The sequence below is a fragment of the Sphingomonas sp. Leaf32 genome (assembly GCF_001421765.1).
Taxonomy (GTDB): domain Bacteria; phylum Pseudomonadota; class Alphaproteobacteria; order Sphingomonadales; family Sphingomonadaceae; genus Sphingomonas.
This window is the reverse complement of record NZ_LMLA01000009.1, coordinates 308,214-323,236: the sequence shown is the minus strand read 5'-3', so window position 1 is coordinate 323,236 and position 15,023 is coordinate 308,214. Positions and strand designations below refer to the sequence as shown.

At 67.3% G+C, this 15,023-nt stretch carries 16 protein-coding genes; 15 read left to right on the top strand and 1 reads right to left on the bottom strand.

Going from position 1 to position 15,023, the window contains the following annotated elements:
* Position 1: 1 nt before the first annotated feature.
* Genes ASE83_RS13615 through ASE83_RS13595 form a run of 5 tightly spaced genes read left to right on the top strand, consistent with a single transcriptional unit; the run spans position 2 to position 3,887 of the window.
* Positions 2–607, top strand: a complete 606-nt coding sequence (locus ASE83_RS13615) for a hypothetical protein (protein WP_055791049.1) — start codon at positions 2–4, stop codon at positions 605–607.
* Positions 608–654: 47 nt separating this feature from the next.
* A complete protein-coding gene (locus tag ASE83_RS13610) occupies positions 655–2,325 on the top strand; it encodes a portal protein (RefSeq protein ID WP_055791046.1) in 1,671 nt (556 codons plus the stop codon).
* The gene (locus ASE83_RS13605) at positions 2,322–2,576 is read left to right on the top strand and encodes a hypothetical protein (RefSeq protein WP_055791041.1); all 255 of its coding nucleotides are present in this window, start codon (positions 2,322–2,324) and stop codon (positions 2,574–2,576) included. The genes ASE83_RS13610 and ASE83_RS13605 overlap by 4 nt, the downstream gene beginning before the upstream one ends.
* A 35-nt stretch (positions 2,577–2,611) precedes the next feature.
* Positions 2,612–2,965 carry a Bbp19 family protein gene (locus tag ASE83_RS13600; RefSeq protein ID WP_156353125.1) on the top strand — a complete coding sequence of 118 codons (354 nt, stop codon included), beginning with the start codon at positions 2,612–2,614 and terminating at the stop codon, positions 2,963–2,965.
* Complete coding sequence (locus ASE83_RS13595; RefSeq protein WP_055791035.1) at positions 2,955–3,887, top strand: hypothetical protein; 933 nt, start codon at positions 2,955–2,957, stop codon at positions 3,885–3,887. The genes ASE83_RS13600 and ASE83_RS13595 overlap by 11 nt, the downstream gene beginning before the upstream one ends.
* Before the next feature lie 47 nt (positions 3,888–3,934).
* Here ASE83_RS13595 and ASE83_RS18230 read toward each other — a convergent pair whose 3' ends face one another.
* Entirely contained in the window at positions 3,935–4,102 is a 168-nt protein-coding gene (locus tag ASE83_RS18230) for a YegP family protein (RefSeq protein ID WP_082443345.1), read from the bottom strand.
* Positions 4,103–4,121: 19 nt separating this feature from the next.
* Between ASE83_RS18230 and ASE83_RS13590 the strand changes: the two genes are divergently transcribed.
* From ASE83_RS13590 to ASE83_RS13545, 10 genes are all read left to right on the top strand, one after another.
* Positions 4,122–4,337 carry a hypothetical protein gene (locus ASE83_RS13590; protein WP_055791032.1) on the top strand — a complete coding sequence of 72 codons (216 nt, stop codon included), beginning with the start codon at positions 4,122–4,124 and terminating at the stop codon, positions 4,335–4,337.
* Positions 4,338–5,006: 669 nt separating this feature from the next.
* On the top strand, positions 5,007–5,942 hold the full coding sequence (locus ASE83_RS13585; RefSeq protein WP_055791029.1) for a phage capsid protein: 936 nt from the start codon (positions 5,007–5,009) through the stop codon (positions 5,940–5,942).
* Between the two features lie 4 nt (positions 5,943–5,946).
* Positions 5,947–6,387, top strand: coding sequence for a hypothetical protein (locus tag ASE83_RS13580; protein ID WP_055791026.1), 441 nt, complete (start codon positions 5,947–5,949; stop codon positions 6,385–6,387).
* A 101-nt stretch (positions 6,388–6,488) separates the two neighbouring features.
* Positions 6,489–6,686, top strand: a complete 198-nt coding sequence (locus tag ASE83_RS13575) for a hypothetical protein (protein WP_156360198.1) — start codon at positions 6,489–6,491, stop codon at positions 6,684–6,686.
* A gap of 4 nt (positions 6,687–6,690) precedes the next feature.
* Positions 6,691–7,299, top strand: a complete 609-nt coding sequence (locus tag ASE83_RS13570; protein WP_055791017.1) for a hypothetical protein — start codon at positions 6,691–6,693, stop codon at positions 7,297–7,299.
* The gene (locus ASE83_RS13565; RefSeq protein WP_055791013.1) at positions 7,296–9,515 is read left to right on the top strand and encodes a hypothetical protein; all 2,220 of its coding nucleotides are present in this window, start codon (positions 7,296–7,298) and stop codon (positions 9,513–9,515) included. The genes ASE83_RS13570 and ASE83_RS13565 overlap by 4 nt, the downstream gene beginning before the upstream one ends.
* Positions 9,512–9,958 (top strand): hypothetical protein, encoded by a 447-nt coding sequence (locus tag ASE83_RS13560; RefSeq protein ID WP_055791010.1) that lies wholly within the window; start codon positions 9,512–9,514, stop codon positions 9,956–9,958. Before ASE83_RS13565 ends, ASE83_RS13560 begins: the two co-directional genes overlap by 4 nt.
* Positions 9,959–10,375, top strand: coding sequence for a hypothetical protein (locus tag ASE83_RS13555; protein ID WP_055791006.1), 417 nt, complete (start codon positions 9,959–9,961; stop codon positions 10,373–10,375).
* Complete coding sequence (locus ASE83_RS13550) at positions 10,348–12,360, top strand: hypothetical protein (RefSeq protein WP_156353121.1); 2,013 nt, start codon at positions 10,348–10,350, stop codon at positions 12,358–12,360. Before ASE83_RS13555 ends, ASE83_RS13550 begins: the two co-directional genes overlap by 28 nt.
* Positions 12,360–15,017, top strand: coding sequence for a hypothetical protein (locus tag ASE83_RS13545; RefSeq protein ID WP_162236620.1), 2,658 nt, complete (start codon positions 12,360–12,362; stop codon positions 15,015–15,017). Before ASE83_RS13550 ends, ASE83_RS13545 begins: the two co-directional genes overlap by 1 nt.
* Positions 15,018–15,023: the final 6 nt, after the last annotated feature.

Here is a 15,023-nt window from a genome sequence, read left to right as displayed (position 1 = left end):
CATGACCGAACCGAACCGCGCACAGGCGCTGATGGATGAATTCAAGACTGGCCTCGACAAGGACGGGCCGATCGTGCTGGCCGAGCGCGTCGCGGCGCTGGAGGCGGAGAACGATGCGCTGATCGCTGCCCAGGCCGGGCAGGACGACGAGATCGCGAAGGAGCGGGCCCGCGCCGACGCTGCCGAGGCGCGCGCCAGCAAGGCGGAGAGCGGCGAAAAGACCGCCAAGGCCGAGGTGAAGAAGCTGACCACCCCGCCCAAACCGCGCAAGCTGGGCGAGATCGATGACGCGCCGACCGGTGCCGAGCTGCGCGAGCGGATCGCGGATGCCGACGAAGTCGAGATCGCGTTCAGCGACGGCACACGCGAGGTGCCGGGTATCGCACCCGTCGGTGTGACGGGCGATGCTTGGCGCGACCATGCCAACGGCCTGATGCTGTCCAAGTCGGTCGAGATCGAGGGCGATCGCGAGGCGAACACCAGCGTCACCGTCGACGGCTATGCGCTGCTGCTGGACGGCAAGCAGGTCGCCTATGCCCGCCGGTCGACGCCGATCCAGGTCGCGCCCGGCCAGCGGGTCAGCATCGAGAACGACATCATTTTCTGAAGCGCACGGGGCGCCGCCGGTGGCGGCGTCCCTAGCCGGGGGTGGGCATGGCCGATACCGAACAAGACGACGCGCTGGTCAAGCACCACCTGCGCAATCACGACCGCCTCGCGGCATTGCGCGCGCCGTGGGAAAGCATCTGGCGCGAGATCGACGAACGCGTGAACCCGATGGGTGCCGGCACGATCGGGGCGGCGTCGGGCGCGGCCGGACGGATGAGCCGCGCCGGTACGGTAAAAGGCGCGGCTAATTTCGACGTCACCGCGGTCGAAAGCCTTGGCCGGTTCGCCGCGGCCATGGCGGCGATCACCGTGCCGCGTAACACCCAGTACATCCGGCTGAAGTTCGGGGACAAGGACCTGGACAAACTGCCCGAGGTCCGGCGGTGGTGCGAGCGCGCCGGCGATCGACTGCACGCGATCCGCTACGCGCCGCATACCGGTTTCCATGTCCAGGCGACGAAGGACTTTCGCCAGCTCGGACGGTATGGCGTGTCGCCCTACTGGACCGGCGAGAAGAAGGGCACCGGCCTGTTCTATCGCGCGCTGCACATGTCGGAATGCTACATCGACGAGGATTTTGCCGGGCAGGTCGACACGGTCCATCGCTGCTATGTCCGAGACGCCCGCCAATGCCAGCAGGAGTTCGGCGCCGACGCGCTGACGCCGAAGATGCGCGAGGCGATCGAGCAGAACAAGCTGGATCGCGAATTCCAGATCCTGCACGTCGTCTGCCCGAACACCGACGTCCAGCCCGATCGGTTCGACCATCGGGGCAAGCCGATCGCCAGCCTGCACATCGCGCTGGACGAAAAGATCATCCTGCGCCGCGCCGGGTTCCATTCCATGCCGATCAGCGTGTCACGGCACATGAGCGAGGCCGGCGAGCTGTATGGCTGGTCGCCGGCGATGCAGGCGCTGCCGGCGATCCGTGGCGCGAACGTCATGATGCAGACGATCCTGCGATCGGCGCACAAGATGGTCGACCCGGCGCTGGCGTTCTACGACGATGACGGCATCACCTCGCTGGTCACCCGACCGGGCGGGCTGAACCCCGGGCTGGTCGACGACAATGGCCGGTTGCTGGTGCAGCCGTTGCCTACGGGATCGAACTTGCCGATCGGGCTGGAGATGGTCGAAAGCGATCGTGGCGCGATCCGCACCGCGTTCCTCGAGGACTTCTTCAAGATCCTGACCGATCCGTCGGACCGGATGACGGCGACGCAGGTGCTGGAGATGGTTGCCAAGCAGGGGGTGCTGGTGTCGCCCTATGCCGGCCAGTACGAAACCGAGAAGCAGAACCCGGTGACGCAACGCGACCTGGACCTGGCGCTGCGCGCCGGACAGATCGAGCCATATCCCGACGTCGTGCTGGAAGCGGGCGCGCACCCGCTGCCGGAATATGAAAACCCGCTGACGCGGATGGCACGGGCCGAGGAGGCCGCCGGCCTGACGCGGTGGATCGAGGCGCTGACGCCGCTGGCGCAGACCGATGGCGGGGCCGTGTTCGACCATATCGATACCGACCAGGCGGCGCCGGGGCTGGCCGATGTGCTGGGCGTGCGGCCGAGCTGGATCGCGACGCCGGAAGCGGTCTCGGCGAAGCGCAAGGCGCGCGAGGACAATCAGGCCGCGACGCAGGGCGTTGAAGGGCTGGGAGCGGCGGCGGGTGCGTATCTCGACATCGCCAAGGCCAACCAGATCGCGGAGGCGGTATGATCAGTGTTCCGGAAAAGAGGAACATCGCACAAGCCGCGCGGCGGATCATGCTGCTGCAGCAAGCATCCGACATGGCCGGGCAGGCGGCGCTGGCCGATGCGATGAACATATCGACACGCGGATTGCGGTACAAGCTCGCGACCAATTGGGGTGTCGGTGACGCCGACCTGATGGTTGCGGCAGCACTGCTCGATCGCCGGGCTGATGCGCTGGCGAAACTGGGCGCTGCGATCCGGAGCGCGATCGCATGAGCTCGGGAGAGCGCAACCGTCGGCGTTGGCACGCGGTGCTGGTGTCGCGCGCGGTGAAAGCCGTGTTCTATCCGATCGCGGACGGGCGGCGCTGGCCGTCACGGATCGCGGCGCTGGTCGCGCGCCTGATCGGCGGCCGGGCGCTGCTGACGGCATGGGCCTATCGCGCGGTGTTCACGACCGACGGCAGAGCGCGTCGGATCGCGGCCGAGCATGTGCTGGCGGACCTGCGCGATTTTAGTTTTGCGCGAACGTCAGCGTTCGATCCCGACCCGATCATCATGGCGCGGCGGCAGGGCCGGCGCGACGTGTGGCTACGACTTTCGAATTACCTGCAGCTGGATGAGGCGCAGGTGCAAACCCTGATGGAGATCGATGATGGCATTTGAAAACGGCGACGTCGGCGGTTCGGCGGAGTTGCTGGGCGGCGCGGCGGGGGGCGGCGATGCTGGTGGCGGTGCCGCCGCCGATGGCGGTGCAGCTGGCGGTGACGGCGCTGCTACCGGCAGCGACGGCGCAGCCGCAGGCGAAAGTGGGACACTGCCGGACTGGTTCGAAAAGGTGTCGGCCGACGCCGGCGACGGTGAGAGCTCGTCGAACCGCGACTGGCTGTCGGCTAAGGGGGTCAAGGACCTGGACGGCCTAGTAAAAATGTCGCGCGATACCGAGAAGGCGTTACGTGAAAGTGGTCGGATCAAGGTGCCAGGCGAGAACGCGAAGCCAGACGAGCTGGCGGCGTTCCACACGGCGATCGGCGTGCCGGACAAGGCCGACGGGTATGAGGTGCAGGCCCCGGAAGGTGTCCAGTTGGACGATGCCATGATCGGCGCGTTGCGCGAGAGCGCGCTGAAACACGGTACGCCCAAGGGTGCGTTCGCCGGGTTAGTATCTGACTTCGTCCAGATACAGATCGAACAGGCGAACGCCGAGGCGAAGCGCCAGGATGAACTGGCATCGTCGTGGGTGAAGGAACAGGGTGGCAAGGCAGACGAGCAGCTGGCCCACATCAACACCGCCGCCCGATCGCTGGGACTGTCGAAGACGGACATGAGCGGGTTACGGGCTGGATTGGGCGCCGATCGCGCTCTCGGGCTACTGGCGAAACTCGGAGCTGGGATGGCCGAGGACGTGCTCATCACCGGCGGCAGCAACCGGTTCGGCGTTTCGGGGGCCGAGGCGCAGGGCGAGTTGGAGCGATTGAAGGGGGATGCGGATTTCCAGGCGAAGAACAAGCCTGGGACGCCGGAGCGCGCGCGGTGGGATCGTGTGAACGCCCAGGCGGCCGAGTTCCAAGCGGCGAAGCAGGCGTAAAAAAACCGGCACCGTCTTGAGTGACGGTGCCGGTCGAATTTAGGATATTATTCGCGAACCGGAGCGTACAACGAACCCTTCACGAGGTTGATGCCGTTCTGGGCGTCGCTCTTGTTGTAGTAGGATTCGGAGGACACGGCGATCGTGCGGCCGTTGCTGGAAACGAAAGTCCACCGCCACAGGTTGGCGTTATCGCGGTACAGATAATAATACATAAAACCTCGGGAATTTGAGATGAAACGATTTCTGGTGAGCTACCGTCTCGACGGGAATGAGTGGAACATCGAGGTTCCAGCAGACGATCAATCCGACGCGGAACGGCGCGTACGCCAGCTCGCATTCGGCAAGGTCAGAGGCGAGATCGTCGCCAAGGTACCCGGCCAATTCGGACCTATCGCCGCACTGGTCGCATTCGTTCGCAATCAGTTCACGCGGGGTCAGAAGGTTTGAACTCGTTCAATCGATAAGCGCGATCCTTCGAAGTTTTACTCCGAAGGATCGTTGACGCCGTATCCCGAGGCGTTTATAAGCGCCCACGTGATCACAAACATCAACGATCCCCTCGGGGTGAGTTGAGCAATTCCCAGACCGGTAGGGCTTCCATCCCTGCCGGTCTTTTTGCGTCTAAGTGATTTGTGGGCCTGCTACAAGACTCTATTTACTACGAAATCGATGAAATCGACGCTGTGCCGGTTCTAAGGCTCACTGAGCGGGTAGATGGGCTGGGCAGCAACGAGATCGTCCACAGTTCGGAACTGTGCTCCTGGGTCACTGTAGGCCGTTTAAACGGTCGTTTAGTGACTGTTTGTTTGGCTAACCTAAAAAAACGGAACATTCGGGGCTCAAAGCGCCCAAGAGTGTATCTACTCGGGTGCCGACGAGAATAACATTTGACCCGCTAGACAAATCGTGAAGCGGCATTGACGCGCGAGTCGCGATATGATTGATGTGCACTACACCGTCGGTTCACCGCCGGTCAGTGACCGCCTAGCCTCGATACGCCCGGTCCCCCCTGCTGGAGTGCAGCGCCGATCGCGGGCGTAAAACGATAGCGCGGCCGGGCCTCCAGCGCCCCTTAGCCATGCGAAATCGGTTCCCAACCTTTTTCGTGAGGCCACCATGGCTGACGTCAATACGACCGCACAATATCAGTTTCAGAACAACCTCGAGCTGGCGCTGCAGCAGAGCACGTCCATGCTGTGGGATACCTGCGAGGAGCAGGATTGCGCCGGCGCTGAGATGGTGTCCGTCAAGGACCTGATCGGATCGACTGCGCCGCAGGAAGCGGACGAGCGGTTCGGCGACCTGAAGCAGACCTCCCCCGGCCATGACCGTGTCTGGATGGGCAAGCCCAACGAGCTGTACTTCAACGAGTTCGTCGACGGCGCCGACGAGTTGGCGACCAAGATCGGCCTGGAAGGCGGCTATACCATGGCGGCGATGGCCACCATGCATCGCAGCTGGGACAGCCGGATCCTCGAAGGCATCTACGGGTCGATGCTGATGGGCAAGGCCAAGGAAAGCCTGATCACCGTCCCGTTCCCGTCGAGCATGGTCGTGCCCGTGACCAAGGGCGGCGCGTCGGGTCCGCAGCGGATGAACATCGCCAAGGTCCGCGCGGCCAAGGTGCTGCTGGGCCAGAACTTCAACAACCCGCTCGACAAGCGGTATCTGGCGCTGTCGGAGGTTCAGGCGGACGATCTGCTCGACGAGGTGCAGGCGACCAGCGGCGATTATGCCAAGGCGTTCGGCATCCGGCAGGATGGCGAGGGGCGACTGACCGGCCTGCTGGGCTTCAATATCGTCCCGATCGAGCTGAAGAACCCCGACCTGCTGGTCGCGCAGCGCGGCCTGACCGTGACCAGTCAAGGCTATACCCGCAACCCGTTCTGGGTCCGGTCGGGCGTGCGCAAGGGCATCTGGCGCAAGCTGCGCACGGCGATCAAGGATCAGCCAAGCAAGGTCGACACCCGCAGCGTGTTCGCCGGCACCACCGTCGCCGCGACCCGCACCCAGGCCGGCAAGGTCGGCATCATCGAAAACAGCGAGGGCTAAGGCCATGGCAGACCTCTACGCACTGGAATTCGTCGGCGGACCCGACGCAACCCAGAACCCCCCGCGCAAGCTGGACCACCGACTGGTCGGCGGCAAGAAGCGGCGCACCCGCGCCACGAAGCCGGCCGTCCAGCTGAACGTCGGCGACCGGCTGTACTTGGGCAAGCTGCCGGCCAACGCGCTGCTGACGTTCATCACCGTCAACACCGATACGTCGTTCGGCAGCTCCACGCTGTCGATCGGCACGACGGCGGTACCGGCGAAGTATGTCAACGCCCGCACGCTGACCGCGACCGATACGCCGACGGCGATCGGGCCGCGCGCGGCGGCGGCGGTGCTGGCACCGTCGACCACCGACGAAGCGATCTGGCTGACGGTCGGTGGGGCGGCGATCCCGGCCGGCGTCGTCGCGGCGCTCGCCTGGGAATACACGATCACGACCTGACGGTCGGACAGAGACTTGGGCAGCCGCGCGGGGGCGCGCGGCCAGCCCAAGGCCCGGCGGTGCCGTAATCACCGCCGGGCACACCCTTTTCGGAGACGATGATGGCCCAGGTCAAGCTGACGGTATCGCGCGGCAAGCAGGCGCTGAAGGACGTGGCAGTTGCGGCCGGCACGGCGATCGCCGGTTCGGACGCGATGGAGCTGAACATCGACCAGACGAAGATCAGCAAGGGCGACGCGCTGGTCATGGTCGACGCGCTGCGCGCCAAGATCTTCGCATCGCCGTGGCCCATGGCCTGACCGCATGGCCGATTTCGTCACGATCGCGAACCTCGCGGCGTCGGCGCTGGAAGAAGACGACCAGTTGCGATCGCCCAGCGACGACACGCACTTGGCGCGATCGGTACGGGCGGTGTGGGACCTGGAGCGGCGGGCGGCGCTGCGCGACCATAGCTGGAACTTCGCGATGCGCCGGGCGGCGCTGCCGGCGGTCGCGAACGAAAACACTGCCCCCTATGCCGCCGGGTTCCGCCTGCCGGCGGATTGCGTGCGGTTGATCGAGGTCCTGACGCTTCGGCGGAGCGATTACCAGCTCGAAGGGCGGCTGATCCTGACCGGCGGCAAGGGACCGCTGAACATCCGTTACATCACCGATGTCACCGAACCGGCGCTGTGGGACGACCTGTTCGTCAAGGCGTTTGCGATGCGCGTCGCGTGGCAGATCGCCGGGCGGATCACCGGCGACCCGCAGCGCGCCCAGCTGGCCGAGCGCCGGTACTGGTCGGCGCTGAAGGAAGCGAAGCGGGTCGATGCGCGCGAGAACCCGCCGGTCGCGTTCGAAGCGACCGAATGGGAACGCGCGCGGGGCGCCATGCCCGAGCGCGTCGACCGTCACGGGCTGGTGTGGCCATGACCCTCGAACGGCCGATCGCGACCAGCTTCAACGGCGGCGAATTGTCGCCGCGCATGGGCGGGCGGGTCGACACCGCGATCTATGGCGTCGGGGTACAGGAAGCACAGAACTTTATCCCGACCGTCGAGGGCGCGATCATCAAGCGTCCCGGGTTCGAGGCGATCCAGGCAGTGCGCGCCGGCGCGACCTGGCTGACGACGTTCCGGTTCAATCTCACGCAGGACTATGTGCTGGAATGGAGCGACGGGAAGCTGCGCTTCTACACCAACGACGTTCGGATCGAGACGGCGCCGGGCGTGCCGTATGAGGTCGCGGTGCCATACAGCGCGGCGGAAGCGCCGTTCGTGTCGTGCCAGCAGTCGTTCGACCGTCTGTACCTGGACCATCCGAACCATCCGCCGGCGCGGCTGACGCGCATGTCGGCGGTCACCTTCGTCTATGAAGTCCTGCCGTTCAGCAACGGTCCGTTCGCTGACGGCAATCGCGACGAGGCGCGCACGGTCACCGCCAGCGGCGCGACCGGATCGGTGACGCTGACGTCGCCGGTCGCGATCTTCCAGCCCGGCCATGTCGGCGCGCCGTTCCGGATCGAAGCGGCGGATTTCCAGACGATCCCGGCATGGGAGCCGCAGATCAAGGACGTCACCGCCGGCAAGGTGATGCGATCGGAGGGGCGCGCCTATACCGCGGCGACCGCCGGTACGACCGGCACGGTGCAGCCGATCCATGCGACCGGATCGGAATGGGACGGCGCCAACGCCAAGGATGCCAACGACAAGGGGCCATTCGGCGTGCGGTGGACCTATCGCCACGACCGGTTCGGGATGCTGACGATCACGGCCGTCGCGCCCGACGGTCTGTCGGCAACCGCGACCGTCACCCGCACCTTGCCCGACAGCGTGACCAGTGTCGCGACGTGGCGCTGGGCGCATGGTGCGTTCAGTGCCGCCGCCGGGTGGCCGAACGTCGTGATCGCGTGGGGATCGCGGCTGTGCCACTTCAAGGATTTCGAGCTGCTGGCGAGCGTCGCCGGCGATTACCTGAACCATGCCAGCTTTACCGCCAGCGGCATCATCCCCGGCGATCTGGCGTTTCGACGCACGCTGTCGACCGAGGACCCGGTGCTGTGGGCGGCGGGGGACCGTAAGCTGATCGTCGGTACCGCCAGTCGCGAGCTGGCGATCGGCGCGATCAACCAGGGGCAAGCGGTGTCGGGCGACAATATCGAGGCGGTGCCGCAGAGCTTCTATGGCAGCGAGCCGGTGTTCCCGGTGCAGATCGGCACCACTGGCGTGTTCGTTCAGCGATCGGGGCGGAAGCTGCGCCAGGCGGAATATGATTTCGCGCGCGACCGGTATCAGGCGGCGAACATGACGGTGTGGTGCCGCCACATCACCAAGGGCGGCATCCGGCAGCTGACGTTCCAGAAGGAACCCGAGGAACTGCTGATCGGGGTGCGCAACGACGGCCAGCTGGTCGTGCATCCGCACGCCCCCGAACAGGACATCAAGGGGTTCGCGCGGATCAAGCACGGCGACGGGCGGATCCTGTCGGCGGTGTGCTGCGCCGATGCCAGCGGCCGGCAGGACGCGTTGTGGGTGCTGGTCGAGCGGACCAATGGCGATCGTTATGTCGAGCGGATGGCGACGTGGCGCGATGATGACGATCCGATCACCGATGCCTTCTATGTCGACAGCGGCACGACGATCGTCGCGGCGGCGGGGCAGACGGTGTTCGCCGGCGCCGCCCAGCTGAAGGGGCAGACAGTCGCCGTCCTGGCCGATGGCGGCGTCATCGAGAATGTGCAGGTCGACGCCGCCGGCGGCTTCACCGTGCCCAAGCTCAGCGTGCCGGCGGACCGCGCGTACCGGTTGACCGTCGGCATTCCCTATGTCGCGCGCCTCGTGACGTTGCGGCCCGAGCTGCGCGGCAGCGGCCAGACCAGCCAGGGCAAGCGGCAACGACTGGTCAAGATCGTGCTGCGGTTGCTGGCGACCACCGGGATCCGCGTCGGGCCGATCGCCGGCAAGCTGGACAATCTGGTCGACCGGGCGAGCAGCGAGCATATGGACGCGCCGGTCCCGCTGTTCAGCGGCGATACCGAACGGTCGGTGAGCGGCGGGTGGGACCGCAACGGGCAGGCGGTGTTCGAGAGCCGGGCGCCGTTGCCGGCGACGATCGTCGCGGCGATGCCGACGCTGGCGGTGACGTCGTGACGGTCATCCTGCCGATGGTCGCGGCCGACGCGATCGCGATCCAGCGGCAATCGTCGCAAGCGGTGCAGCTGGGTATCGCCCGGGTGATGACCATCGAGGAGGCGCGCGACCTGGCCGAGGCTCCCGGCGAGGCGTGGACCGCCAAGGTCCATGACCGGATCGTCGCATGTTTCGGCCTGCGCGAAACCTTTCCGGGTATGCAGGCGGTCGCGTGGGCGATCCTGTCGAACGATGTCGGGCGGTCGCATCTGCGCATTACGCGGTTCGCCCGACGGCGGATCGTCACCAGTTCGTTGCGGCGGATCGAGGCGATCGTGAAGGCGGACGCGCCGGCGGAAGGGACGTGGGCGTCGCTGGTGGGGCTGGCGCCCGCTTATGTCCTGCGCTGCTTCGGGGCGGCGGCCGAGACACATGTCCTGCACGAACGCATTCGGGAGGGTTGAGTGGCGGAAGCGTTCCAGGCGGCGGGCAATCTGATCAGCGGGATCGGCGGCTATGAAGCCGGCCGGTTCAACAAGCGCATGTCGGATACCGAGGCGGTCGAGATCGAGCGCGCCGGCGCCATCGAGGAGGGCCGGGTGCGCGACGCGGCGCGGATGGCGATCGGCGAGCAGGTCGCGGCGCAGGGTTCGAACGGCTTTGCCCAAGGCACCGGGTCGGCGCTGGACGCGCTGACGCAATCCCAGGTCAATGCCACGCTGGATGCGATGAACGTCCGCCAGCAGGCGGCGCAGCGTGCACGGGCGGCGCGGGTGTCGGGGCGGATCGCGCTGGCCCAGGGCAATAACGCGCTGACCGCCGGGATGGTCGGCGCGGCGGGCAATGCGGTCGATTGGGCCAGCAAACGGAAATATGGCTGATGGCGCGCGAGGTCACCTATCAATCGCAGGTCAACCCGGCGCAGCCGGCGGGATTGCCGCAGGCCGGCGCCGGCGCGTTCGGCGCGGCGATCGGCGGTGCGCTGGGGGACGTCGGCGGTGCGCTGGCGCGGGCCGATCAGCTGGACCGACAGAACCGGGCGGACAGCGAGGCGTCGACCGCAGCGCTGAAGATGGCCGAAGCGCAGCTGAAGGTAAGCCAGCAGCGAGACGCGGCCCGCGCCAATCCTCTGCCCGGGGCGGCGGGTCATGCAGAGGTCATGGCGGGCGATTTCGATGCCGCCATGCAGGGTATTGCCGACGGGGTGACGGATCGACGCGTCCAGCGTTCGGTGGCGGAACAGATCGCCGCGCGTCGCGCCGCGTTCGTGGGCGGAGAAAACATGTGGGCGACCGCCAAGGCGGTCGAGATGAATGTCGAGAACCTTCGGCAGACAGGGGAGCAATGGTCGGCGTTCGCGCTAACCAGTGCCGATCCGAATGCCGCATCCATCGCGCATCGGGCGATCGACGATATGGTCGATGGGCAGCAGAACATCGGCGAGTTCCGCGAGCCGGTACGTCGCGAACTGCATCAACGGGTCGCGTCAGGCGATATCCAGCGCAAACAGGATCAGAGCCCAAAGGCCCTGATCGCGGCGATCGATGCCGGCGCCTACAATGACCTGTTCGACGGCACGCAACTGGCGCGGTTCCGTGACGGCGCCCAAGTCGAGATCAACCGGGCGGCGGCGGCGGCCCGGGCCGAAGCGGCGGCGCAAAAGGCGTTACGTCGGGAACAGTTGGCGACGCTGCGCGCCCAGCTGGAGGCCGGTGCGGGCACCCCCCAGGACTGGGAGAAATATGGAGAAGGCGTCGCCGCTATTGGTGACACATCCCAAGCTGTGACCGCCCGAGCGCGGGCGGCCGAAATGCGAGCAGCCGCGCAGTGGAAGGGCGCGTCACTTCAAGTCATGGACGAACGTGTCAGTGCCCTGACAGCAAAGCGCGACCGGACCGGGTTGAGCACCCAGGAAGCCGCCGAACTAAAGGGTATCACGCGGGAGCGCAGCGAGGCCGTCACTCGACTGAACGGGCAGGGTGGGGCGCTGTCGCAATACCTTTACGCCACGGGGAAGACGCTGGAGCGTCTCAACCCGGATGACGCGGGAGCCATGCAACGGCGCGCGCAGCTCGCGGCTGCGGCAGCGTCGATGTACAACCGGGGCACGGTCGAGCCGATTACCGAAACCGAGCTGCCAATGTTTCGCGACATGTTTGCGGCCGGGCCGGCCGGCAAGCTTCGCGCGCTGGAGACGATCCGCCGGTTCGGTGACGCCCGGGCCGTGGCAGGCGCCGCGCGACAAGTCGCCGGGAGCGACGATGGCGATTTCCGGATCGCCGTCATGTTGCCGCCGCAGGTTGCACGTGATGTGTTGCTGGGGCCCGACAAGCTGAAGACCCAGCCCGGGGTGCTGAATGCCAAGGAAGCCGCGCGGGTGCTGTCGACCTATTACGGATCAGCGGTGCGGCAAGTCGGCGGTGGCTATGACGCTGATGTGCTGAAGGCGGCGACGCAATTCTATGCGTCGCGGATGATCGATGGCGGCGAAACGACTTGGGATCCCGGTCGGTTCGCCGAAGCGATCGAAACCGTGCTGGGCCGGACGCGATCGGCGAACGGTACGATCCGGGGTGGCGTCGCGCGGACGCAGCAGGGTCTAGTGATCGTCCCGCCGGATCGGACCCCGGAGACCCTGATGCAGACGTTCGCACGCGCGGGCGAGCCAGATTACCGTGCCGCTGCCGGCGGCCGGGCACCGCGCTGGGGGGACGGGTCGGCGATGACACGGGGCCAACTGCGCACGCTGCTGCCAACCTATCGCGGCAATGGACGCTATGGTTTCCGTGGTCGTGACGGTCGCCTGATCCCGAACGACCAAGGCGGCGTCTACGAGGTCGACATCTACAAGCTGCCGGCGCGATGATGCAGCAGCGCGTCCTTGCCCCCGGCGACTTCTACGAACCGAACCCGTTCGCGCCGACCAGCAAGGCGGGACCGCCGCCCAAGCCGTCGGATGCGGGGTTCCTCGACGAGGTTGCCGCGGCGTTCCGATCGGCGGCAACCGCCGACGAAGCGCCGGTGCGCGAGCGAGAGGCGATGGATAGCGCGTTCGCCGGCTTGGTCGAGGACCTGGCGCACGCCGGCGTCGACACACGGGCGCTGCGCCGGCGCGATCCGCGTGCCGGGTTCGCGCTGACCTATGACGAGATCGGCATCTGGCGGGCGGTGGAGGCGGTGCGGCAGCGCGATGCCAAGGCGTTCGCCGGGCTGCCGAAGACGGTCGACGAATTTCGCGAACGCGCGCTGACGCCGCTGCGCGGCAAGATCGCCAAGGATGCCGAGGTTGCCGCCCAGTCGGGATGGACGTCGTGGCTGCTGGGGTCGCTCGGCTATGGCGCGTCGGATCCGCTGAACACCGCCACGTTGCCGCTGGGCGTCGGCGCAACGCGGTCGATCGGGCAGGCGGTGCTGCAGGGCGCGAAGCTGAACGCCGGGATCGAGGCGGTGGCGTTGCCGTCGCGCGCGGTCGAGCGCGGCGCGCAGGGCAAGGCACTGTCGACCGGCGAGGCGATCGGCAGTCTGGCGATCGCGGGGATCGCCGGCGGCGTGCTGGGCGGCCTGGGCAAGGCGGCGGAAGGGTTGACGGTGCCGCGCAGCGCGGTGGCGGCGGAGGCGCGCGAGCGGATCGGCGCCGACCATATGACCGAGCTGGAACGCGGGGCGGCCGACGCGCTGGACCGCGACGCGGAAATCGACGCGACCAATCCGTTCGGGCCGGGCGGCGGGGCGACGGCGCACGCCACGCGCCTGGATGCGGAGATCGCCGCCATCCTCGACAGGGTGCAGGCGCGTGGCGCGCCGGCGCCGGTAGCGACGCGGCCGGGTGGTCGTCCGGTATCGGCGGGCGGTGATGCGCGTCAGACGTTCAAGTCGAAGGTGCGGCGCGCCGAAAGCGCGGGCGACGATAATGCCCGGCCGCGCGATCCGAAAACCGGCAAGCTGCTGTCGTCCGCGACCGGCCGGTACCAGTTCATCGAAAGCACCTGGCTAGCCTATCACAAGAAGGTCATCGGCGGCGACATGACCAACGAGGCGCGCTGGGCGCAGGCGACCGACGGCGCCGTCCAGGAGCGGCTGATGGACGCGCTGCTGGCGGACAACGCCCGCTTCCTCGCCAAGATCGGCGCGCGCGAGACACCCGGCAATCTGTATTTGGTCCACTTCACTGGACAGGGCGGGGCGCGCAAGATCCTGCAGGCCGCCCCGGACACGCCGATCGAGCAGCTGCTGACCGCCGATGCGATCCGCGCCAACAAATTCCTGATCGGCAAGACCGCCGGCGATGTGATCGAATGGACGCACACCAAAATGGGCGGCGATCCGGATGTCCCGGTGCTGCCGCGCGAGCGCTATTCCAGCGACGAACAATGGGCGAGCGCACAGGCGGAGGTCGACGCGGCCGAGGCGGCGCTGCGCGCGGCGGACGATGAGCTGGCGCGCGCGGCGCAGGGCGACGGGCCGGAGATTGTGCCGCCGCTGGAGCGGTACACCGCGATCGAGCGCGACGCCGAACCGGTCGGCACCAATTGGGACCCGATCGTCGTCGACCGGCCGTCGTTCGAGCGGGTGGTCGATCCCTATGCCGCGCCGAAGGCGTTGCCGCGCCGGACGCGGCCGAGCGACGTGATCGAGTTTTTGGCCGATCGCGGCGGGGTGCGCGACGATGCCGGGCACGACCTGGCCAAGGGACGCGGGCTGTCGCGGCTGACCGTGCCGCCGCTGATCCGCAGGACCGGCATGGACATCGACCGCGCCGGCGAGCTGCTGTGGGAGGGCGGGTATTTCGTCACGCGGCCGAGCGAGGCGCAGGTCCTGGACCTGATCGACGAAGCGGCGTTCGCGCGCGCCAATGGCGGGCGGCGGCGCTACGCGCTGGGCGATCAGGAGGAAATGGATTATCGTGCCGACCGGATCGCGGAAGATGAGCGGTTCGTCCACGATGTGCGGACGGCGATCGACGCGGACGAGTATTTCGATTTTGACGGCGCCGACGCGGACATGCTGGGCGACGTCGTCAGCGCGGTCGCGGGCGGTCGCGACCCGTGGGCGGCGCTGGACGAGATCACGGTCGCGCGGCGACTGGACGCGCTGGAGCGCGCACGAGCGGAGGTTGATGACAATGGCTGGGACGATGTCTTCCCCGACGACTGGATCCCCGGGTTCGACGACGGACCGGGACCGCGCGCTGTTGCGCAAGGTAGCGAGCGACCCGAGGTTCTCGGAGGAGACGCGGACGGCCGCGTCGGCGGCGATCGCACTGGAGGAGAAGGTCGCGGCAGCGAAGGCCAAGCGGCAGCAGCCGTAGCCGGGTTCGACGATCCGATCGGGGCCGCGACGGTCCGGCAGACTGACAGCCTGCAGCACGACCTGTCGATGGAGATCGACCAGCTGGAGCAGCTGACGTTCCGCCTGGACGATGGCGAGCCGGTCGACCTGCGCAGCCTGTTGGACAGCATCGACCAGGACGAAGCCAGCATCACCGCCGCGCGGGGGTGCATGGTCCCGCCGGCGGCCCTTTGAGGAGCA